The organism is Achromobacter colocynthidis, from assembly GCF_057334535.1.
In genome coordinates this window covers 601487-624343 of record NZ_JBHFIZ010000039.1, presented here as the reverse complement: position 1 = coordinate 624343, position 22857 = coordinate 601487, and the positions used below count along the sequence as shown (strand labels likewise).

General features: G+C 66.4%; 15 protein-coding genes. 10 read left to right on the top strand and 5 right to left on the bottom strand.

Annotated features, from left to right (window positions below; genetic code table 11):
• Positions 1-386 precede the first annotated feature (386 nt).
• The 10 genes from ACE04A_RS29205 to ACE04A_RS29160 all read left to right on the top strand — a co-directional run bounded on the left by ACE04A_RS29205 (position 387) and on the right by ACE04A_RS29160 (position 11382).
• Complete coding sequence (locus ACE04A_RS29205) at positions 387-1253, top strand: ATP-binding protein (protein ID WP_259252928.1); 867 nt, start codon at positions 387-389, stop codon at positions 1251-1253.
• Complete coding sequence (locus ACE04A_RS29200) at positions 1246-2208, top strand: Nudix family hydrolase (RefSeq protein WP_448717037.1); 963 nt, start codon at positions 1246-1248, stop codon at positions 2206-2208. Before ACE04A_RS29205 ends, ACE04A_RS29200 begins: the two co-directional genes overlap by 8 nt.
• A 357-nt stretch (positions 2209-2565) precedes the next feature.
• Positions 2566-3993 (top strand): ABC transporter substrate-binding protein, encoded by a 1428-nt coding sequence (locus tag ACE04A_RS29195; protein ID WP_448717035.1) that lies wholly within the window; start codon positions 2566-2568, stop codon positions 3991-3993.
• Between the two features lies 1 nt (position 3994).
• Positions 3995-5116, top strand: coding sequence for an ABC transporter ATP-binding protein (locus ACE04A_RS29190; protein WP_485820782.1), 1122 nt, complete (start codon positions 3995-3997; stop codon positions 5114-5116).
• The gene (locus ACE04A_RS29185) at positions 5113-6057 is read left to right on the top strand and encodes a carbohydrate ABC transporter permease (protein WP_448717033.1); all 945 of its coding nucleotides are present in this window, start codon (positions 5113-5115) and stop codon (positions 6055-6057) included. The genes ACE04A_RS29190 and ACE04A_RS29185 overlap by 4 nt, the downstream gene beginning before the upstream one ends.
• Positions 6047-6946: a carbohydrate ABC transporter permease gene (locus ACE04A_RS29180; RefSeq protein WP_259252923.1), complete on the top strand. Its 900-nt coding sequence runs from the start codon at positions 6047-6049 to the stop codon at positions 6944-6946. Before ACE04A_RS29185 ends, ACE04A_RS29180 begins: the two co-directional genes overlap by 11 nt.
• A gap of 3 nt (positions 6947-6949) precedes the next feature.
• Positions 6950-7861, top strand: a complete 912-nt coding sequence (locus ACE04A_RS29175; protein WP_485820781.1) for a DUF6963 family protein — start codon at positions 6950-6952, stop codon at positions 7859-7861.
• Between the two features lie 3 nt (positions 7862-7864).
• A complete protein-coding gene (locus tag ACE04A_RS29170; RefSeq protein ID WP_485820780.1) occupies positions 7865-8527 on the top strand; it encodes a TetR/AcrR family transcriptional regulator in 663 nt (220 codons plus the stop codon).
• Positions 8528-8534: 7 nt separating this feature from the next.
• Complete coding sequence (locus tag ACE04A_RS29165; RefSeq protein ID WP_485820779.1) at positions 8535-10052, top strand: N-acyl-D-amino-acid deacylase family protein; 1518 nt, start codon at positions 8535-8537, stop codon at positions 10050-10052.
• A 79-nt stretch (positions 10053-10131) separates the two neighbouring features.
• The gene (locus tag ACE04A_RS29160; protein ID WP_485820778.1) at positions 10132-11382 is read left to right on the top strand and encodes a D-amino acid dehydrogenase; all 1251 of its coding nucleotides are present in this window, start codon (positions 10132-10134) and stop codon (positions 11380-11382) included.
• 84 nt (positions 11383-11466) lie between these two features.
• Here ACE04A_RS29160 and ACE04A_RS29155 read toward each other — a convergent pair whose 3' ends face one another.
• From ACE04A_RS29155 to ACE04A_RS29135, 5 genes are all read right to left on the bottom strand, one after another.
• Positions 11467-12483, bottom strand: a complete 1017-nt coding sequence (locus ACE04A_RS29155) for a Bug family tripartite tricarboxylate transporter substrate binding protein (RefSeq protein ID WP_448717026.1) — start codon at positions 12481-12483, stop codon at positions 11467-11469.
• 181 nt (positions 12484-12664) lie between these two features.
• Positions 12665-14185, bottom strand: coding sequence for an efflux transporter outer membrane subunit (locus ACE04A_RS29150; protein WP_448717024.1), 1521 nt, complete (start codon positions 14183-14185; stop codon positions 12665-12667).
• Positions 14182-17295, bottom strand: a complete 3114-nt coding sequence (locus ACE04A_RS29145) for a multidrug efflux RND transporter permease subunit (RefSeq protein WP_259252916.1) — start codon at positions 17293-17295, stop codon at positions 14182-14184. The genes ACE04A_RS29150 and ACE04A_RS29145 overlap by 4 nt, the downstream gene beginning before the upstream one ends.
• Positions 17292-20390 (bottom strand): MdtB/MuxB family multidrug efflux RND transporter permease subunit, encoded by a 3099-nt coding sequence (locus tag ACE04A_RS29140; protein WP_448717023.1) that lies wholly within the window; start codon positions 20388-20390, stop codon positions 17292-17294. Before ACE04A_RS29140 ends, ACE04A_RS29145 begins: the two co-directional genes overlap by 4 nt.
• 12 nt (positions 20391-20402) lie before the next feature.
• Positions 20403-21668 carry an MdtA/MuxA family multidrug efflux RND transporter periplasmic adaptor subunit gene (locus ACE04A_RS29135; RefSeq protein WP_485820777.1) on the bottom strand — a complete coding sequence of 422 codons (1266 nt, stop codon included), beginning with the start codon at positions 21666-21668 and terminating at the stop codon, positions 20403-20405.
• Between the last annotated feature and the right edge of the window lie 1189 nt (positions 21669-22857).

The window sequence follows — 22857 nt, the reverse complement described above, 5'->3', positions numbered from 1 at the left end:
GGACGACCATCGTACGGTTGGACGGCCAGCGGACGGTTGGACGACCATCGGACCATCGGACGGTCGGACGACCATCGGACGATTGGACGATTGGACGATTGGACGGCCATCGGACGGTTGGACCACCATCGTACGGGTTGGACCACCATCGTAGGATGGGTGCAGCGCGCAAGACGGTTGCCAAGAACGCCACTGCCAAGCGCGCGAAACCCATCAGGCAGCGCCGAAGTCCCAACGTAGGATGGGTGCCGCGCGGCAGGCTGCCGCCACAAACACAAACGCCAAACGCGCAAACCCATCAAGCAGCGTCGAACCTCCAACCAAGATCATCCACAGCACAACCGCAACCCACAACAACCGCCCCCACGCCACCCAAGGATGAAGACGTGACCGCAACTGAATTTTCCACCCTGATCCAGCGCGCCGAGCGGGTGTTGGCGCAGCTTGAGGCCTTTCTTCCGCCCGCCACGCCCGAGATCGACTGGAGCGCGCACGCCTTCCGTTGGCGCAAGCGTGGCTCCCGTGGCTGGCTGGACGCGGTGCGCCACGTGGCGCGCATCGACATGCAGGATCTTCAGCACATCGAACGCCAGAAGGCCACCATCGACCGCAACACCGTGCAGTTCCTTGAGAACAAGCCGGCCAACAACGTGCTCATGACCGGCGCGCGCGGCACCGGCAAAAGCTCCTTGGTCAAGGCCATGCTGGCGGCCTATGGCGAGCGCGGCCTGCGCCTGATCGAAGTCGACAAGTCCGACCTGGGCGACCTGCCCGACATCGTTGAACTGGTCGCCTCACGCCCCGAGCGCTTCATCGTGTTCTGCGACGACCTGTCGTTTGAAGAAGGCGAGCCCGGCTACAAGGCGCTGAAGTCCGTGCTGGACGGCTCCGTATCGGCCTCGGGCGACAACGTGCTGATCTACGCCACGTCCAACCGGCGCCACCTGATGCCGGAATACATGAGCGAAAACCTGCAAGCCAAGCACCAGCCCGATGGCGAAATCCATCCTGGCGAAACCGTCGAGGAAAAGATCTCGCTGTCGGAACGCTTCGGCCTGTGGCTGTCGTTCTACCCCTTCAAGCAGGACGACTACCTGGACATCGTCTACCACTGGCTGCGCGAGCTGGGTTGCCCCGAGGCGCATATCGAGCCCTCGCGCACCGAGGCGCTGCAATGGACCATCGAACGCGGCTCGCGTTCGGGCCGGGTGGCTTATCAATTCGCGCGCGATTGGGCGGCCCGCCATGTCTGAGAAGATCGTTGACGTTGCCGCCGGTTTGATCCTGCGCCCCGACGGCATGCTGCTGCTGGGCCAGCGGCCCGAAGGCAAGCCGTGGTCGGGCTGGTGGGAATTGCCGGGCGGCAAGCTGGAGCCGGGCGAAACCGTGCTGGAAGCGCTGGCCCGCGAACTGCAAGAAGAGCTGGGCATCCGCGTGACACAGTCGCGGCCGTGGGTGACCTATGTGCACGTGTATCCGCACACCACGGTGCGCCTGGCGTTCTGCCACGTGACCGCGTGGGAAGGCGAGCCGCAAGGGCTTGAGAACCAGCGCCTGGAATGGGTGGACCCCGCCCACGCAGCATCCGTCGGCGATCTCTTGCCCGCCACCCTGCCCCCGTTGCGCTGGCTGCAACTGCCCACTACCTACGGCATCAGTTCGATCGGCTCGCGCGCGGGCGTGGCCGCGTTCCTGGGCCGTCTGGACGCGGCACTGGCGCGCGGAGTGAAGCTGGTGCAGTTTCGCGAGCCGCAATGGCCGGACGGCGCGAACGCAAGCTCGCTGCACGAGGTCTTGCAGCAGGTCATCAAGCGTTGCCGCGCCGCTGGTGCGCGCGTGCTCGTCAATAGCGCGCACCCCGCCGCCTGGTGGAAGGAAGCCGACGGCGTGCATTTGCGCACGGCGGATGCCGCCCGCCTCCACGCGCGGCCCGAACTGCCGACTGGCGCGCTCGTCGGCGTGTCCGCGCACGATAACGCGCAGGTGGTGCACGCTCGCGAACTCGGCGCCGACTTCGCGGTGCTGGGCCCGGTGCTGGACACGCCCAGCCACCCGGGCGCGGCCACGCTAGGGTGGGAAGGCTTTGTTGCCGGCAACCGTGATGCGGGCATCCCCGTGTTTGCGTTGGGCGGCCAATCGACCACGACCGTGTCGCAGGCGCTGCGCCATGGCGCGCACGGCATCGCCGGCATTCGTGGCGTGATCTGACACGCACCTTATCGTCTGTCGGCTGCATCAAGACGCCGCGTTCCGTGCTTGCCACGGCGCGGCGTTTTTACATTCCGGTTGCCCTTCGATTGCGTTACGGCCACGTTCCGATTGCGTTCCGATTGCGTTCCGATTGCGCTTGGTTGGGTTCCGCTTGTCCTTCGCTTGCGTATCCCTTGCACTGCGGCTGCATTGCCGCCATCACCGACTGATCTCCTAGGGAAACTCCCCCCTTGCTGCCCTCTGGCCGAAAGCAATATCTTGGAATCCTTAATGTGACCACGTAGTCACATTATGTCTTTCTCGCAGTCGCTGCACCCTCTCTTTGTCGTCGTTCCCACAACAAGGAAGTCCAGCATGCCCCAGCGTTCCCCCTTTGAAGGCGATGCCAATCCGGCCCGCCGCGACTTCCTCTTGCGCGGCGCCGCAGGGTTGGCCGGCGCGGCCGGGCTGGCGGCCACGGGCTGGCCGCTGCCGGGTTTGGCGCAAGCCCAAGCCGTCTCGCCCCTGACCTTCGCCTTCTGGCCCTGGGGCAGCGAAATCGTGCAGCAGGGCGCCACGCGCTTCACGCAGGAAAGCGGCGTGCCGGTCAATCTTTCTCCCATCCCCGGCGACTACGCCGCCGTGCTCGAAACCCAGTTGGCCGCCAAGGCGCCGCTGGACATGTTCTACGCGCAACGCGGCCAGGCGTCGCGCTGGTACGCGGCGGGCTGGATCCGACCCATTGACGACATGCCCGGCCTGGCCGACATCCAGAAGCAGATGTTCCCCGGCATTGTTGACGACGCCCACGCCACCGACGGCCGCACCCTGGGCCTGACCTATTACAACGGCGGCCCCTTCGCGCTGTTCCGCAACGAAAAGATGCTGGGCGAGGCAGGGTTCCAAGGCACCGCCAATGCCGCCGACTATCCGCAGGACTGGGCCACCGTCGAAAAGCAGGCCCGTGAAATCAAGAAGAAAGGCCTGTCCGAACATCCCTTGCTGATGCCCTGGTACAACGCCTGGACCGGCCTGCCATGGGCCTTGATCGCGCAGTGCTTTGCCGAAGGCGAGCGCTTTGTGGACGACGAGTTGCGCGCCACCTTCAACGCCGACACGCCGCTTGTGAAAGTGCTGACGGACTGGAAGCGCTGGTGGGACGACGAACTGGTGCAACGCGCCGTGCTGACGTGGTCGGGCACCGAAACGTCCAGCTCATGGATGAAGGGCCAGCACGCCTTCCACCTGAACATCGACTACTACAGCTTCAACTACAACGACCCCGCCAAGAGCCAGATTGCCGCGTATTCCAGCTACAACCCGGTGGTGCCGGGCGCCACGCACGACACCGTGCTGGTGGGCCACGCGCTGCTGTGCATGTCGACCCGCAAGCGCAGCGACGCCGAGCAAGCCGCGCTGTGGGAACTGATGAAGTACTTCGGGTATCGCGACAAGGCCGGCCAGCTCACCACGCACAAGAACTGGATCGCCAAGGCCAACCTGGAAGTGCCCTTCCCCGAGCTCTACCGCGACCCGGACAGCCGCGCCGCCATCATGAAGTGGATGTACCCGCTGCAAGCCGAACAGGTCTATCAGTGGCTCTTCCAAGGCCGCGAGAAAGCCGTTGCCGCGCACATCCTGAAGGCGCCCTGGTACCAGGAATGGGACACCGCCATGCACGAGATGATTGCGCAGGACCTGCTGATCAAGGGCTCGAAGACGCCCGCGCAGGTTGCCACCGAGCTGCGCGCCCGTTGGGATGCGCTGTACAAGAAGTACGCCAAGATCCTGAAGCGGAGCTGATATGGCCAGCGTCACACTGCAAGGCATCCAGAAGGCCTATTCCCACTTCCAGGCCGTGCGCTCGCTGGACCTGGACATCCGCGACGGCGAATTCGTGGTGCTGCTGGGGCCATCGGGCTGCGGCAAGACCACCACGCTGAACATGATCGCGGGGCTGGACACGCCCACCGGCGGCGAGATCCGTATTGCCGACCGGCGCGTGGACCAGGTGCCGCCGCATCGGCGCAACGTGGCCATGGTGTTCCAGAGCATCGCGCTGTACCCGCACATGACCGTGCGCGAGAACATCGGCTTTCCGCTGCGCATGCAGAAGATGCCGACGGCCGACGTGCGCGCCCGCGTGGACCAGGCGGCCAGCCTGCTGCGCGTGGAATCCATGCTGGACCGCAAGCCCTATCAATTGTCGGGGGGGCAGCGCCAGCGCGTGGCGATCGGACGCGCGGTGGTGCGCAACCCCGACCTGTTCCTGTTCGACGAACCGCTATCCAGCCTGGACGCCAAGCTGCGCACCGACATGCGGGTGGAGCTCAAGCGCCTGCACCGCACGCTGCAAGCCACCTTCATCTACGTCACGCACGACCAGGTTGAAGCCATGACGCTGGCCGACCGCATCGCGGTGATGTCGGGCGGCAACCTGCTGCAATTCGCCGACCCCGACACCATCTACCGCCGCCCCGCCAATATGGAAGTGGCCGACTTCATCGGCAACCCCGGCATGAACTTCCTGCGCGGCACGCTGCACGCGCCGGACGGCGCGCCTGCCTTGCACGCCGCCGGCACCGTGTACGTGCTGCCGCCCGCCTTGCACCCGGCCGCGCGCATGCTGCCCGAGGGAAGCGCCGCCACGCTGGGCCTCCGGCCCGAAGCCATGGCGCCCGCGCCGCTGGCGGGCGACGGCTTGCTGCTGCAAGGCAGCGTGTGGGCCGTGGAACCCGTGGGGCCCGATCAATTCGTGGACGTATGCGTCGGTGGCGAAGACGGCCCGCGACTGCGCGCGCGCCTGCCGCCCGAACGCCGTTACGAGGTAGGCGCGCCCATTGCGCTGGCGCTGCCCGCCGCGCGCCTGTACCTGTTCGACGCGCAAGGCCTGCGCGTGCATGGCGGTGAGGAGCAGCGTCTGTGAGCGCCGCCAGCTTGTCGCCCGCCCGCCCCGCCCCCGTGCGCAAGGGCGGCCGCGAAATGTCTGACCTGAGCTTTGCGCTGACCGTCATCGTGGCGGTGTATGCGCTGAACACGCTGATCATCGGCGTGCCGCTGGGCTATTCGTTCTGGCTCAGCCTGCACGACACCAACGCCATTCTGCGCACCGAGGAATTCGTCGGCACCGATCTCTACGGCGAGGTGCTTTCCGACCCCGCCGTCATCGACGCCATCTGGCGCAGCCTGGGCTTTGTGGCGATGTGCGTGGTGGGTTCCTTCGTTGCCGCGCTGGGCATTGCGCTGGTGCTGAACGAAGAGATGCCGCTACGCGGCCTGGTGCGTGGCCTGGCGCTCTTGCCCTGGGCGATGTCCCAGGTGGTGACGGCTACCGTGTTCTCGTTCTTGCTCAACCCCAGCTTCGGCGCGCTGACCGGGCTGCTGGCGCCGCTGGGCCTGGCCAACGCGGCCACCGTGTGGCTGTCCAGCGACTGGGCGCTGTTCTGGGTGGCGCTGGCGTTCGTCTGGCATATCGCGCCGCTGGGCAGCTTCTTTTATCTGGCGGCCTTGCAGACCATTCCGCGCGACCTGTACCGCGCGGCGCGCGTGGATGGCGCGGGGCCGCTGTCGCGTTTCCGGCATATCACGCTGCCGCATTTGAAGCACACCACGCTGATCGTGCTGGTGGTGATGACGGTGGAAGCGGTGCGCCAGTTTGACCTGTTGTTCTCGCTGACGCGCGGCGGGCCGGGCACGTCCACGCAGATCCTGCCCTTGCTGATCTTCCGCTACAACTTCGAATTCTCGAAGTATGGCCTGGCGTCGGCGGCGGCCTTTTTGCTGACCGTGTTGTCGCTGCTGCTGGCCACCGCCTATTTCATGCTGATCCGCAAGAAGCGCCCCCAAGGAGCCGCCCATGCGCAATGACGCCGCGAAAGTCACCGGCGAAGGCTGGCGCCCCTGGCTGGTCGGGGCGGGCGTGGCCCTGGTTGCGTTCTGGTGCCTGTTCCCGCTGTACTGGACGCTGAAGGCGTCCTTCATGGACGAGTCCGCCATCATCATGGGCGTGGCGCACAACGTGGGCGGATTCACGTTCGACAACTATCTGCGCGTGCTGGGCCTGTCGACGTCGGACTCTATCTTCGGCGGGCAGACCAAGGCCATCATGACGGGCTTTGTGAACAGCGCGTTGGTGGCGCTGCCGGCCGCCGCCGCCGGCACGGCCATCGCCACGCTGGCGGGCTATGTGCTGGGGCGCTTTGAATTTCCGTTCAAGGGTCCGCTGCTGTATGTGCTGCTGGCCTCGCGCACGCTGCCGCCGATTGCCTTGCTGATTCCGTACTACGTGTTCTTTGCCGCCATCGGCCTGGCGGGCAGCCTGTTCGGCCTGTGGATCGTGTACCTGACCGCCGTGATCCCGCTGCTGTCGTGGGTGTTGATGGGCTACTTCGCGTCACTGCCCGTCGAGATCGAACGCGCCGCGCGCATGGACGGCTGCACGCGCTGGCAGATGCTGCGCCACGTGACCTTGCCCATGGCCATGCCGGGCATTGCCGCCGCCTTCATCATCGCCTTCCTGGTGGGCTGGAACGATCTGCTGTTCGCCATCGTGTTGACGGGCGGCACGTCGGCGCAAACCTTGTCGGCCTCGCTGCTGGGTTTGTCGCCGTTGATGCCGGGCTTTCGCGCCGACCTGGGCCTGTTCGCCGCCGCCAGCATGCTGGCCGCCCTGCCCCCGCTGGCGTTGGCCATGCTGTTCCAACGCTTCATCACCAACCTGAACATCGTCGACCCCGTGACGAGCAATACGGACTAGCCAATGACCATAGGCGTAGCGGCAGCGGGGCGGGATGCGGGCGCGGTGGTGCGCACGGCGGCGCTGGCCGCCGAGCTGATGGGCCATGGCGCCATCGGCGGCTTCGCGGTGTTCGCCGTGATGGATGACGATGGCCGCGTGCATCACACGTCATGCCAGCGCGGCGGCGTTACCGCGCTGGACTTGCCGCCGACCTGGCTACGCGCGCGGCGCGCGGCCTTGATCGAACGCGGTCCCGACCGCCCCGAACCCCTGGTGCAGTTCCTGCCCGGCGCCGATGGCGTAGGGTTGGTGACCGGCCACCGCCTGCCCAACCGGCCCGGCGCGGATGGCGTTGCGCTGAACCTTGCCGCGCTTCAAAACATGGCCGACGGCGCCCCGCCCGCCGACGCCGTCGCGCGCGTGCTGCACGCGCATCCGGAAATCGACGCGGGCCTGATCGCGCTGTCCGCCACGGGCGAATTGGGCTGGGGCAATACCCGCCGCGTCTCGCGCCGGCCCGACCAAGGCATGGCCCATCGCGACAACGGTGACTGCCGCGTCGCGGTGCTGCACAACTCCATTTATCCCTGCGCGCCGCTAGCCGACGTCATGGCCGACCTGGCCTGGTGCGCCTTGACCGGTGAGGCCGCTTCCTACCGCGCCCTGACCCTGCCTGCTGCAACGCCGATCACCCTCGCAACCCATGACCGCGTGCAGGTGAACCGGTATGGACGCATTCTTGCCATCGAGCAATCCGACCCTTCATTGCCGCGTACGCCAAGGCGTGCGAATGTGGTCTACCTGGGCAGCGAAGTCTGGCAAGATGGAAGGCTAATCGGCCACACCGTCAGCGAACTTATTGCCGACCTGGCTGACGGGCGAGTGACCGGCGTGCCGGACCCCGCCCGCTTCCTCATCTTCATGAAGGAATAAGCCATGTCCCGCCGCGAGAATACCGAGAGACTGATCCTGCAAGCGCTGGAAGCCCAGATACTGGAAACGGGCATGGGCGGGGTGGGCATCAACGCCATCGCCAAACGCGCGGGGGTCAGCAAAGAACTTATCTACCGCTACTTCGACGGCATGCCCGGCCTGATGCTGGCCTGGATGCAGGAACAAGATTTCTGGACACGCAACCCCGGCCTGCTGGCCGAAGATGAATCCAGCCAGCGCACGCCCGCGGAACTGGTGCTGTCCATGCTGCGCGCGCAGATCGATGCGCTGGCCGGCAATGAAACCCTGCGCGAAGTGCGCCGCTGGGAATTGATCGAACGCAACGAGGTGTCCGCGCCGTTGGCCGAACGGCGCGAACGCGCGGCGCGCGGCTTCATCGACCGCCTGGACGGCCTGGCGCCCAACCTGGACATGCCCGCGACGGTCAGCGTGATGTTGGCGGGCGTGCTGTACCTGATGCTGCGCGCCAAGACCGAATCCCATTTCCTGGGCGTGCCACTGCGCACGCCCGAAGGGTGGGAACGGATCAGCGCCGCGCTTGAACACCTGGTGGCTCGTGGCTTGCCAGACCCCTTGAATACCGAATCCCTTGCCCACCTGGAAGCGGGGCGCGGCAAACCGCCGGCCGCCGATCCCCCAACCTGAGCCCTTCATGCCCGCGCATCCCGACCCGCAGGAATACGACATCATCATCATCGGCGGCCAGGTGGCCGACGGCCTGGGCGGCCCCGCCCGCCGCGCCGCCATCGCCATCCAGGGCGAGCGCATTGCGGCCATTGGCGACGGGGCGCAATGGCGCGCGCGGCGTCGCCTGGATGCCACCGGCAAGGTGGTGTCGCCAGGCTTTATTGATTGCCATACCCACGATGACCGCGCGTTGCTGGGCTCTCCGCTTATGCGGCCTAAAGTCAGCCAGGGCATCACCACCGTGGTCACCGGCAACTGCGGCATCAGCCTGGCGCCGGTGCGCGCGCCGGGCGACGTGGTGCCGCCCCCGTTGAACCTGCTGGCCAAGCACACGGGCGAACTCTACGCCCGCATGCAGGACTACGCCGACGCGCTTTCCGCCGCGCCCGCCGCCGTCAACAGCCTGGCGCTGGTGGGCCATTCCAGCTTGCGCGTATCGGCCATGGACCGGCTGGACCGCCCCGCCGATAAGGGCGAGATCGCCACCATGCGGCGCGCGCTGGACGAGGCCATGGCGGCGGGTGCCGCCGGCCTGTCCACGGGCCTGTACTACCCCACCGCCATGCACGCCAGCACCGAGGAAGTGATCGGCGTGGCCGAGCCCTTGTCGGCCTGGCGCGGCCTGTACACCACCCACCTGCGCGACGAAGCCGACCACGTTTGCGACGCCATGGAAGAAGCTTTCCTGATTGGCCGCGCAGCCGACGTGCCGGCCATCCTGTCGCACCACAAGGTCACCGGCAAGCACAACCACGGACGCACCGCGCAAACGCTGGCGCTGTTCGACCGCGTGCGTGCCGACCAGCCGGTGGGCATGGACGTCTACCCCTACGCGGCGTCGTCCACCATTCTGGAACCGCGCCGCGTGGCGGCGGGCGAAAAAATCATCGTCACGTGGTCGCAGACGCGCCCGGAAATCCAGGGCGTGGACCTGCGCGAACTGGCCGCGCGCGAAGGCAAGGACCCTACCCGCCTGGCCGAAGAACTGTCGCCGGGCGGCGCCATTTATTTTTCGATGGACGAAGCCGACGTCAAGCGGGTCATCGGGCATGGCAGCGTCATGATCGGGTCGGACGGCCTGCCGCATGACCAACGCCCGCACCCGCGCTTGTGGGGCGCGTTTTCGCGCGTGCTGGCGCGCTATGTGCGCGAGATGCGCGTGCTGGGCCTGGAAGAGGCCGTGCGCCGCATGACGAGCCTGACCGCCGCGCAATTCGGCTTGAAGGATCGCGGCGTATTGCGCGCCGGCTGTTATGCCGACGTGGTGGTGTTCGACGCCGCCACCGTCGCCGACCTGGCCAGCTTTGCCGAACCGACGCTGCCGTCCACCGGCATCCATGCGGTGCTGGTCAATGGCCAACTGGTCGAAGAAGGCGGCGCGCCCACGGGCGCCCGCCCGGGCCGCCTGCTGCGCGGCGACGAGCGCGCCGCCCCCGGCTTCGAAACACCGGCTTGGGCGGCCTGTAACGCGAGCGCCACTTAAAGCGAATAGCAAAAGGCAAATAGCAAATAGCAACCCTGAACGCCGCGCGCTCGGCGCGTGGCGGCTTTCCTGGAGCATCATGCACATCGTTGTCATCGGCGCGGGGGTGGTCGGCATGGCCACCGCCTACTTCCTGCATCGCGAGGGCCATCGCGTGACGGTCGTGGACGCGGGGTCCGGCCCCGGCCAGGCCACCAGCATGGCCAACGGCGCGCAACTGAGTTATAGCTTTGTCGCCCCACTGGCTGACCCCGCCGTGCTGCCCAAGCTGCCGTCCTGGCTGCTGGCCCAGGACGCACCGCTGCGCTTTCGCCCCCGGCTGGATCCCGATCAATGGCGCTGGAGCCTGGCGTTTCTACGCGCCTGCACACGCGCCAAGAATCGCGAGACCACGCGCGAACTGTTGGCCTTGGGCATGTACAGCCGCTTGTGCGTGCACACGCTGGTGCGTGACGAACGGCCCGACTTCGACTTTGCCAGCGCAGGAAAACTGCTGGTCTACCAAGATGCCGACGCCTATCGGCAGGCCCTTGCGCAACGCGACTACCTGGCCGACCTGGGCTGCGAGCAACAGGTAATGAACACGCGCGCCTGCCTTGAGATGGAACCCGCACTGGCCGGCATCGGGGCAAGCATCCAGGGCGCGCTCTACACCCCCACCGAAGACGCCGGCGATTGCCAGCGGCTGTGCACCGAGCTGGAGCGCATCCTGCGCGCCGCGCCCGACCCCGTGCGCTTTCACTTCAACACGCGGGTCGACACGCTGCGCCGCGAACACGGCCGCGTGATGGGCGCCGCCACGACGGCCGGCGACCTGGAAGCCGACCACTTCGTGCTGGCCAGCGGCATGGGCGCGCAAGCGCGGGCGCGCCCGCTGGGCTTGAACCTGGGCATCTATCCGTTAAAGGGCTACAGCCTGACCTACACGCTGACGCCGGACAGCGTGGCGCCCACCGCCAGCATCAGCGATATCCGGCGCAAGGTGGTCTATGCGCGGCTGGGGCAGCGGCTGCGCGTGGCGGGCATGGTAGACATTGGCACGGGCGGCGCGGGCGTCGACCCGCAGCGCGTGCGCAGCCTGGAGCGCGATGTGGCGCAATTCTTTCCTGGCTTGAAGCCCAAGGGTGCGCCAAGCGCCTGGGCCGGGCTGCGGCCGGCGCGGCCCGACGGCAAGCCGCTGATCGGCGCCACGCCGTACCGCAACCTGTGGCTGAACACCGGCCATGGCGGCCTGGGTTTTACGCTGGCCCTGGGTAGCGCGCGGGTCTTGGCGGATTTGATGCGGGGCCGCGACCCCGCCGTGGAGCCGTCCGCCTTCGCACTGAAGTAAGCGCAGGCGTGGGTGCAGGTGCAGGCGTAGGTGCAGGTGTAGGTGTAGGCGTAGGCGGATAGAGTCCCGCCTGCGCCCGCGCGATCAATCGGCCTTGATGCCTCGGCTTTGGATCAGCTTGCTCCACTTGCCGCGTTCTTTCTCTTCAAACGCAGCCAGCTCGGCGCCAAAGACATTCCCCGGTGTGGCGCCGCCTTGCGCCAGCGATTGCTGTAGCTCAGGCGCTTTCAAGGCTTGCTTCATGGCGGCGATCAACTTGTCGACCACCGGCGCGGGCGTGCCGCGCGGTGCATACAAGCCAGACCAGGCCGTGACCTCGAAGCCGGGCAAGCCCGCTTCCGCCATCGTCGGCAGGTCGGGCGCGGCGGGGCTGCGTTCGGCCGACGTCACGGCAATGCCGCGCAGGCGTCCGCCCGGTTTCATCGCGCTCATGGAGCTGGGCAGGTTGTCCATCAGGATGTCGACCTGGCCGCCGATCACGGCGGGTATGGCGGCGGATGATCCCTTGAACGGCACGTGCAGCATCTGCAAGCCCGCCAGCGATTCAAAGTAGGCGCCCGTCAAATGCACCGATGAGCCGATGCCGGGCGACGCATAGGAATACTTGCCCGGGTCCTTCTTCACCGCCTTCATCACGTCATCCAGATTGCGCCATGGCGACGTGGCGGCCACCGCCATCACGTTGGGCGTGGACGCGATGATGCCCAGCGGCACCAGGTCGGTGGCCGGGTTGAAGCCGATGTTGCTGTACAGATACTGGTTGACCGTCTGCGTGCCGATAGACCCCAGCACGATCGTGTAGCCATCCGGTGCGGCGCGCGTTGCGGCGGCTACGCCCAGGTTGCCCGCCGCGCCCGGCTTGTTTTCAACCACGATGGACTGGCCCAGCGTGGGCGCCATGTGCTGCGCGATGGTCCGCGCGAAGAGGTCGGTGGTGCCGCCCGCTGGAAACGGCACGATCAGGGTGATGGGCCGCGTCGGCCACGTGTCGGCGGATGCCGCCGCCGAAAATGCCAGCGTAGCGGCTGCCACGGCGGAAGCCGCCTTGCCTGCCCAGCGCCCGGCACTGGCGGTGCGCCGCCATTGAAATGACCAGCCCATCCTCTTTCCCCTTCGAATGATTGTGTTCGTGTGATCAAACGGAAGTCGGCGTCGGTGCAGCATGACGTCATGCACAGCGAAAGTGACCATGCGGTCACTTTTCCCGCATTAAGAACCGGCGCCGAAAGCTTGTCAACGACAGCAAAGAGAATTAGGCGTAATCCCTAGCTCCAGGAATTGCCTAGGATCCTTGCGCCACCGAGGGCTGTTGGGACACCCGCGATTCCTGGGTTTCCTGAGACACCGGGGGCTCCACCTCCCAGCCGCCGCCCAGGGCAACGATCAGGTTCACGCTGGCCACCAGCCGCGTGCCCAACAGGCTTAGCGCATTGCGTTCGCTATTGAGCGCGGTAGCGTCCACCACCGCCACGCTCAGGTAGTCCACCAGCCCGGCCTGGTACTGGTTCTGGATCAGGCGCAGCGATTCACGCGCGGACTCCAGCGCGCGGCGCTGCACGATCTGTTCTTGTTCCATGACCCGAAGCTGGATCAGGTAGTCCTCGACTTCGCGCAGCCCCACCAACGCCGCCTGGCGGTAGGCGGCGGCCTGCGAATCGTAAGAAGCGCGTGCCTGTTCCACTTGCGCGGCGCGCGCGCCGCCATCGAAGATCGTTAGCGCCAGCGCCGGCCCCAGGGACCAGAAGCGCGCGGGCGCGGTCAACAGGTCCGCGAATTGGCCGTTGCGAAAACCGCCGTCGGCGGACAGGATCAGCGACGGGAACCATGCGGCTTGCGCCACGCCAATCTGCGCGTTGGCGGCTGCCGCGCGGCGCTCGGCCGCGGCTATGTCCGGACGGCGTTCCAGCAGCTCGGACGGCAGGCCCACCGGAATCTGTGGCAACTGCAAGGTGAAGACAGCGGGCGCCAGGCTGAATTGCGATGGCGCCTGGCCCATCAATACCGCAATGGCGTGCTCGTACTGGCCGCGCTGCCAGTCCAGGTCAATGGACTGGGCGCGCGTGCTTTCCACCTGCGTACGCGCCACCGCCACATCGGCCTGCCCCGCCACGCCGACCTCGTAGCGGTTCTGCGTCAGCTTCAACGACCGTTCATAGGCCGCCACCGTGGCGTCCAGCAAGCGCTTCTGTTCGTCCAGCACACGCAACTGGAAATAGGTTTGCACCAGCGCCGCCTGCGCGCTCAGGCGGGTGGCGCCCAGGTCCGCCAGGCTGGCGGCCGCGCTGGCCTCGGACGATTCCGTGCTGCGGCGCACGCGGCCCCACACGTCCACTTCCCAACTGACGCTGCCGGTCACGGAATACTGGTTGGACACGTTGCTGCCGTTGGACGACGACGACGATGACCCGTTGCCGACGCCCGCGCGCGATGCGCCCGCGCTGGCGCCCACGGTGGGGTAGAAGCCGGCGCGCGCGGCACGCACCAGACCCAGCGCCTGGCGGTAATTGGCTTCGGCCTGGGCGATGGTCTGGTTCGACGTATCCAGCCGTTCCACCAGCGTGTTCAGCGTGTCGTCCCCGTACACCAGCCACCACTTGCCACGGTCCGCCTCGTCGCGCGGCTGGGCCGGCTTCCAGCCTTCTACCTGCTGCTGGCCCTGGGCTTCCTTGTAGGACGCGCCCACATCCAGTTCGGGGCGTTGGTAGTCGGGGCCCACCGCGCAGGCGCCCAGCAGCGCGCACAGCGCCAACGTGGCGGCGCTGCGAGGAAGACGGGTGAAGACAAGCGGCTTGGGTCGGATCATGTAGGTTCTATGGAAGCAGAGGCGTCTTTGCGCCGGCCGCGCCCGCGCGCGGCCCACAGGCGAAATCGGTCCAGGTAGAGATAAACCACGGGCGTGGTGTACAGCGTCAGGATCTGGCTGAGCACCAGGCCGCCCACGATGGTAATGCCCAAGGGCTGGCGCATCTCGACGCCGGCGCCGGTGGCCAGCACCAGCGGCAGCGCGCCGAAGATGGCGGCCATGGTCGTCATCATGATCGGACGAAACCGCGTCAGGCAGGCCTGGAAGATGGCCTCGCGCGGCGCCATGCCCTGCACCCGCTGAGCTTCCAGCGCAAAGTCCACCATCATGATCGCGTTCTTTTTCACGATGCCGATCAACAGGAACACGCCGATCAGCGCAATCAAGGTGAAGTCATGGCGCACCAGCAGCAGCGCCAGCAGCGCGCCCAACCCGGCCGATGGCAGCGTCGACAGGATCGTCAGTGGATGCACGAAGCTTTCATACAGAATGCCCAGCACGATGTACATGGTGACCAGCGCCGCCAGGATCAGCCAGGGTTGTTGCGACAAGGTCTGCTGCAAGGCCGCCGCCGTGCCCTGGAAGCCGGCCTGGATCTGGTCCGACGGCAAACCGATGCGCGCCACCGCCGCGTCGATGGCGGCCGTGGCCTGCCCCAGCGACACGCCGGGCGCCAGGCTGAACGACACGGTGTCCGCCACGAACAGGCCCTGATGCTGCACGCTGAGCGGCGCGTTGGAATTTTCAAGCCGGGCAAAAGCCAGCAGCGGCACGCGCGCGCCGGTCGACGTAATCACTTCAACCTGCTTGAGCGATTCAATGTCTTCGGCAAACCTCGGTTCCAGGCCCAGCACCACGTGGTACTGATTCAGCGGGCCGTACATGACCGACACCTGGCGCTGGCTGAACGAGTTGTTCAGCACGGTGGATATCGTGGACATGCTGACGCCCAGCCGGGTCGCGGCCTCGCGGTCGATCACCAGGTCAATCTGGCGGCCCTTGTCCTCGACATCGGTGTCCACGTCGGTGATCTCGGGAATCTTGGCCATGGCCTGCTGCACCTTGGGCATCCAGGTGCGCAGCAATTGCAGGTCACCGGACATCAACGTGTAGTCGTAAGACCCCTGGCTTTGGCGCCCGCCGATGCGGATGTCTTGCTGCGACACCAGGAACATGCGCGCCCCCGGCATGTTCTGCAACTTGCCGCGCAGCCGGTTGATGACGTCATCGGCCGACACCTTGCGTTCTTCCAGGGGCTTAAGCTGGATCTGCATGAAGCTGCTGTTGCTGCCCCCGCGTCCACCCGCGTAACCCGTCATGCTTTGCACCGCCGGGTCCGCCAGCACCACCTTGCGCAGCGCATCCAGCTTGGGCACCGTGGCCTGGAACGACGTGCCCTGGTCCACCCGGAAAAAGCCCAGCAGTTGGCCCGTGTCCTGCTGCGGGAAAAATCCCTTGGGCACCGCCATGTACAGGTACACGTTCAGTCCCACCGCCACGGCCAGCGTCAGCATCATCAACCGGCCATGCGCCAAAGCCCAGCTCAAGCTGCGGCGGTAGCCGTTCAGCATGGACTCGAAGCCGCGTTCGGACCAGCGCGCCAGGCGGCCGGGCGGCTTGGCGTCTTGCGGTTCGGGGCGCAACAGCCGCGCGCACATCATCGGGGTCAAGGTCAGCGACACCACCAGCGACACCATGATGGCGGCCGACAAGGTCACCGCGAATTCGCGGAACAGGCGGCCGACCACGCCGCCCATCAGCAAGATCGGAATGAACACCGCCACCAGCGACAGGCTCATGGACAGCACGGTGAAGCCCACCTCGCGCGAGCCGCGCAGCGCCGCCCGCATCGGCGACATGCCGTTTTCCACGTGCCGCATGATGTTTTCCAGCACCACGATGGCGTCGTCCACCACAAAGCCCGTGGCCACGATCAGCGCCATCAGCGAAATCGTGTTCAACGTGAAGCCGCACATATACATGATGCAGAACGTGCCGATCAGCGATACCGGCACCGCCACGCTGGGGATGATGGCCGCGCGCCAGCGCCGCAGGAACAGCAGTACCACCAGCACCACCAGGCCCACGGCGATGATCAGCGTCAGCTCGGCTTCGTGCAGCGACGCGCGAATGCTGGGCGTGCGGTCTTGCGCCACCGTCATGTTCACGTCCGCCGGCATCAGCGCCTGCAACACGGGCAGTTGCGCGCGCACGGCGTCGACGGCTTCGATGATGTTGGCGTCGGCCTGGCGCCGCACAATCATCAGGATGGCCTTGCGATCGTTGTAGAAGCCGGTCTGGTAAAGGTCTTCGACGGAATCTTCCACCTTGGCCACGTCCGACACGCGCACCGGCGCGCCGTCTTTCCAGGCGACGATCAGCGGCCGGTACTGCTCGGCGCGGCTGAGCTGGTCGCTGACCATGATCTGCCAGTGGTAGCGGTCGTTTTCCAGCACGCCCTTGGGGCGGTTCGCGTTGGCGTTGGCCAGCGTGGTTCGCAATTGGTCCAGCGACACGCCCTGGTTGGCCAGCGCGCCGGGCAGCACGGTCACGCGCACGGCCGGCAGCGAACTGCCGCCCACCGTGACTTCGCCAACCCCGTCCACCTGCGCCAGCTTCTGCGCCACGATGGTCGAGGCAATGTCGTACAGCTGGCCCTGGCTCAGCGTGTCGGACGTCAGCGCCAAGGTCATGATGGGCGCGTCCGACGGGTTGGACTTGTGATACGTGGGGTTGCTGCGCAAGCTGGTTGGCAAGAGCGAGCGCGCCGCGTTGATGGCGGCCTGCACGTCGCGCGCGGCACCGTTGATGTCGCGCGACAGATCGAATTGCAAGGTGATGCGGGTCGAGCCCTGCGAGCTGCGCGACGTCATCTCGGTCACGCCGGCAATGCTGCCCAACGACCGCTCAAGCGGCGTGGCCACGCTGGACGCCATGGTCTCGGGGCTGGCGCCGGGCAGGCTGGCCGACACGGAAATCGTGGGGATATCCACCTGCGGCAGGGGCGCTACCGGCAGCAGGAAGAACGCCAGCAAGCCCGCCATCACCACCGCCAGGCTAAGCAGCGTGGTCGCTACCGGCCGCATGATGAAAGGCGCCGACAGAATCATGACGCATCCCCGGCCGCCGGCTCGCGCACGCCACGCCAGCGGCGCGACAGGCGGTCGAACATCAGGTAGATGACCGGCGTGGTGAAGAGCGTGAGCACCTGGCTAAGCAACAGCCCGCCCACCATGACCAGGCCCAGCGGCTGGCGCAGTTCCGCCCCCGTGCCGGTGGACAGCATCAGCGGCAAGGCGCCGAACAAGGCGGCCAGCGTCGTCATCAAGATGGGCCGAAAGCGCAGCAGCGCCGCTTCGTGGATGGCCGCGCGCGGGCTCAAGCCCCGCTTGCGTTCGGCGTCCAGCGCGAAGTCGATCATCATGATGGCGTTCTTTTTAACGATGCCGATCAAGAGGATGATGCCGATGATGCCGATCATGTCCAGCTCGGTGCCGCTGATCAGCAAGGCCAGCAACGCGCCCACGCCGGCGGACGGCAAGGTCGACAGGATGGTGATGGGGTGGATGTAGCTTTCGTACAGCACGCCAAGCACGATGTACATGGTGATCACGGCGGCCAGGATCAGCCACAGCGTGCTGGTCAGGGAATTCTGGAACGCCAGCGCCGCGCCCTGGAAACGGGTTTCAACGCTGGCGGGCATACCGATCTCGGCCTCGGCGGCGGTGATGGCTTCCACCGCGTTGGACAGCGATGCGCCCGGGGCCAGGTTGAACGACACGGTCACCATCGGGAACTGGTCCAGGCGGTTCACCGCCAGCACGGTCTTGCCTTCGGAAATATGCGCCACCGACGACAAGGGCACCTGCGTGCCGGCCGAGGTGGGCACATGGATCTGGCCCAGCGCGGCGGGGTTCATCTGAAACTGCGGCTGCACTTCCAGTACCACGCGGTATTGGTTGGACTGCGTGAAAATCGTGGAGATCAACCGCTGGCCGAAGGCGTCGTAAAGCGCCTCGTCGATGACGGCGGCGGTGATGCCCAAGCGGGATGCCGCGTCACGATCAATCTCGACCCAGGTTTGCAGGCCGTCGTCTTGCAGGTCATCGGTCACGTCTTTCAAGCCCGGCACCTGGCGCAGCCGGTCCACCAGCTTGGGCGTCCATTCGCTCAACACCTTCAGGTCGGGGTTGGACAGCGTCATCTGGTATTGCGTGCGGCTGACGCGGTCTTCAATGGTCAGGTCTTGCACGGGCTGCATGTAGACGGTCAGCCCATCCTGCTTGCCTAATGATTCCTGCAAGCGCGCCATCACGGTAGCCAGGTCGCCGTTGCGTTCGGCCTGCGGTTTCAGCGCAATCTGCATGCGCCCGGCGCTAAGCGTGGCGTTACTGCCATCCACCCCGATGAACGACGACACGGCCTGCACGTCCGGGTCTTCCAGCACCAGGCGCGCCGCGGCCTGCTGGCGTTCGGCCATGGCGGGGAACGAGATGGATTGCGGGCCTTGCGTAATGGCCTGGATCAGGCCGGTGTCCTGCTGCGGGAAGAAGCCCTTGGGCACCATCAGGTACAGCACCACCGTGAGTGCGAAGGTGCCCAGCGCCACGAGCAGCGTCAGCGTCTGATGCCGCAGCACCACTTGCAGCATGCGGTCGTAGCCGGCGATGACGCGGTCGATGAAGTTGCCGGTAGCCGTATGAAAACGCCCATGCTTCTGTTCTGATTCGGCGCGCAGCAGGCGCGCGCACATCATCGGCGTCAGGGTCAATGACACCACCAGCGATATCAGGATGGATACCGCCAGCGTGATGGCGAATTCCCGGAACAATCGGCCCACGACTTCCGTCATGAACAACAGCGGAATCAGCACGGCGATCAGCGAGAAGGTCAGCGAGATCAGCGTGAAGCCGATCTGCGAGGCGCCCTTCAACGCGGCCTGCATCGGCGTTTCGCCTTCTTCAAGGTGGCGCGCGATGTTCTCGATCATGACGATGGCGTCGTCGACCACGAAGCCGGTGGCGATCGTCAGCGCCATCAAGGTCAGGTTGTTGATGGAGAAGCCGGCCAGGTACATGACGCCGAACGTGCCCACCAGCGACAGCGGCACCACGACGCTGGGGATCAGCGTGGCGGTCAGGCTGCGCAGGAACACAAAGGTCACCATCACCACCAGCCCGACGGCCAGCAGCATTTCAAACTTCACGTCTTCAACGGAATCGCGAATGGTCTGCGTGCGGTCGGACACCACGGTCACGTCCAGCGTGGCGGGCAAGGCGGCGCGCAACTGCGGCAACAGCGTCTGGATGCGGTTGACCACGTCGATCACGTTGGCGCCCGGCTGACGCTGGATGTTCAAGAGGATGGCGGGCTTGTCGCCGACCCAGGCGGCCTGGCGCGTGTCTTCGGCGCCCTCGACCGCGCGCGCCACGTCGGACAGGCGCAGCGGCGCATTGTTCTTGTAGGCGATGATCAGGTCGTTGTAGTCAGTGGGCGACTTCAACTGATCGTTGGCGTTGATGGTGGTGGACCGCAGCGGGCCGTCCAAGTTGCCCTTGGGCTGGTTGACGTTGGCGCCCACGATGGCGGTGCGCAGGTCCGACAGCGCCAAACCATTGGCGGCCAGCGCCTGCGGGTTGACCTGCACGCGCACGGCCGGACGCTGCCCGCCCGCCACGCTGACCAGGCCCACGCCCGGAATCTGCGACAACTTTTGCGCGACGCGCGTGTCGACCAAATCGCGCACCTGCGGCAAGGGCATGGTGGGCGACGTGATGGCCAGCGTCAGCACGGCGGCGTCGGCCGGGTTCACCTTGTTGTAGGTGGGCGGCACCGGCAGGTCGCTGGGCAGCAGGTTGGACGCCGCGTTGATGGCGGCCTGCACCTGCTGCTCCGCCACGTCCAGCGGCAGCGTCAGGTTGAACTGCATGGTGATGACCGACGCGCCGCCCGAACTGGTGGACGACATCTGGTTCAGGCCGGGCATCTGCCCAAACTGCCGTTCCAGCGGGGACGTCACCAGGGACGTCATGACGTCAGGACTGGCCCCGGGATACAGCGTCACCACCTGGATCGTCGGGTAGTCCACCTCGGGCAGCGCCGACACGGGCAAGAGCCGGTAGGCGATGAAACCCGCGATCAGGATGGCCACCATCGCCAGCGTGGTGGCCACGGGACGCAGAATGAACAGGCGCGACGGACTCACGATGGGCTCGGCTTATTTCGACGGCGGCGTGGTGCCGGCCGGCGCACCCGCGCCCAGCGTCTTGTCGCGGGTGGCGGGAATGACTTCGGCGCCGCCCACGATTTCAACCTTGGCGCCGGCGCGCAGGCGGTCGGTGCCTTCGGTCACGACGCGGTCACCCGGTTGCAGCCCTTCGTTCACGGCCACCATGCCGTTGTTGATGGCGCCCAGCTTCACCGGGCGCACGACGATGGTGTCGTCTTGCTGCACCAGGAAGACAAAGGCGCCGGCCGCGCCTTGCTGCACGGCGGCGGTGGGGATGGCGGTGACGTCCTTGCGCGTCAGCACGTGCAGGCGCACGTTGACGAACTGGTTCGGAAAAAGCGCGTCGTCGGCGTTTTCAAACTTGGCTTTCAACTTCAAGGTGCCGGTGGTGACGTCAATCTGGTTGTCCAGCGTTTCCAGCACGCCGGTGGCGATGCGGCGGGTGTCGGCGCGGTCATAGGCGTCAACCGGCAGGGTGCGGCCGGCGGCGAGTTCAGCGCGCACTTCGGGTAGCTGGGTTTCGGGCAAGGTGAAGACGACGGAGATCGGCTGTGTCTGGGTGATGACGACGAGCCCGTTGGTGTCCGAACTGGACACCAGGTTGCCCCGGTCAACCTGGCGCAAGCCCAGCCGGCCGCTGATGGGCGCGGTGATGCGGGCATAGTCCAGTTGCAGCTTGGCGTTGTCGACATTGGCCTGGTCGCTCTTGACGGTGCCTTCGTATTGGCGCACCAGCGCGGCCTGCGTATCCACCTGCTGCTTGGCGATGGAGTCCTGCTTGAACAGGGCCTGGTAGCGCTGCAGGTCGCGCCGCGCGTTTTCAAGCTGGGCCACGTTCTGCATCTGCGTGCCGCGCGCCTGATCCAGCGCGACCTGGAAGGCTCGCGGATCCACCTGCGCCAACAGGTCGCCCGCCTTGACGCGCTGGCCTTCCTGGAAAGCCACGTCCACCAGTTCACCGCTGACGCGGCTGCGCACGGTGACGGTGTTGTAGGCGGTGACGGTGCCAAGCGACTTCAGGTAGATGTCGATGTCCTGCTGGGTGGCGGTGGCAATGCGCACCGGCACGGGCATGTTGGCCATGGCGGCCATCGACGGACGCGCCCCGCCCGGCCCCCGCGCCCCGGCTTGCTTGGGGGAAGGCCGCAGCGCAAACCAGGCAACACCCGCCCCCACCAGCAACAACACCACCAGCCCGACAACGCGGCGGCGGCTCCAGCGGGAGGGTTGGGAAACAGGACGACTTTCGGACATGGAACGGTTCCGGCACTAATGCAGAAAGCCGTATTGTCTACTAGTCAGTCCCGGTTTCGCGCGCTGGAAGTTCCAGTTGAAACTGGCCGCAACAAGAATCGGGGTGGGGGTGGGGTGGATGGGGAGGCTTGGGTTTCGCGCGGATGTTTGGAGCGGGGACGGGGAGAGAGGTGTTCGGGGACATGGGTGACGCGTGTTCGGGGACAGGGGTGACACGTGTTCGGGAACATGGGTGACAGGCATTCGGGAACATGGGTGACACGTGTTCGTGGACATGGGCGACAGGCATTCGGGGCCATGGGCTTTTGGCTTGGGCTTGCCGCGCTGACCCGTCCTGCGGGCTTTTGCGGGTCGGTGACGCGATTCGGGGTGCTTGGTGCCGGGTATATGACGCGATTTGGCGGTGCCTGATGGGTTTCGCGCGTGGGGGGCTGGGTTCTTGGCTATGGCTTACCGCGCTCCACCCATCCTACGGGTGCTTTTTCCGGGCAGGTGACGTGATGGTGCTATTTGGCGGTGCTTGATGGGTTTCGCGCGTTGGAGGGCTGGGTTCTTGGCTTTGGCCTGCCGCGCTCCACCCATCCTACGGGTGCGGTTTGCCGGGCGGGTGACGTGATGGCGCGAATTCGGCGGTGTGTGATGGGTTTCGCGCGTTGGAGGGCTGGGTGCTTGGCTTTGGCTTGCCGCGCTCCACCCATCCTACGGGTGCGGTTTGCCGGGCGGGTGACGTGATGGCGCGAATTCGGCGGTGTGTGATGGGTTTCGCGCGTTGGAGGGCTGGGTGCTTGGCTTTGGCTTGCCGCGCTCCACCCATCCTACGGGTGCGGTTTGCCGGGCGGGTGACGTGATGGCGCGAATTCGGCGGTGTGTGATGGGTTTCGCGCGTTGGAGGGCTGGGTGCTTGGCTTTGGCTTGCCGCGCTCCACCCATCCTACGGGTGCGGTTTGCCGGGCGGGTGACGTGATGGCGCGAATTCGGCGGTGTGTGATGGGTTTCGCGCGTTGGAGGGCTGGGTGCTTGGCTTTGGCTTGCCGCGCTCCACCCATCCTACGGGTGCGGTTTGCCGGGCGGGTGACGTGATGGCGCGAATTCGGCGGTGTGTGATGGGTTTCGCGCGTTGGAGGGCTGGGTGCTTGGCTTTGGCTTGCCGCGCTCCACCCATCCTACGGGTGCGGTTTGCCGGGCGGGT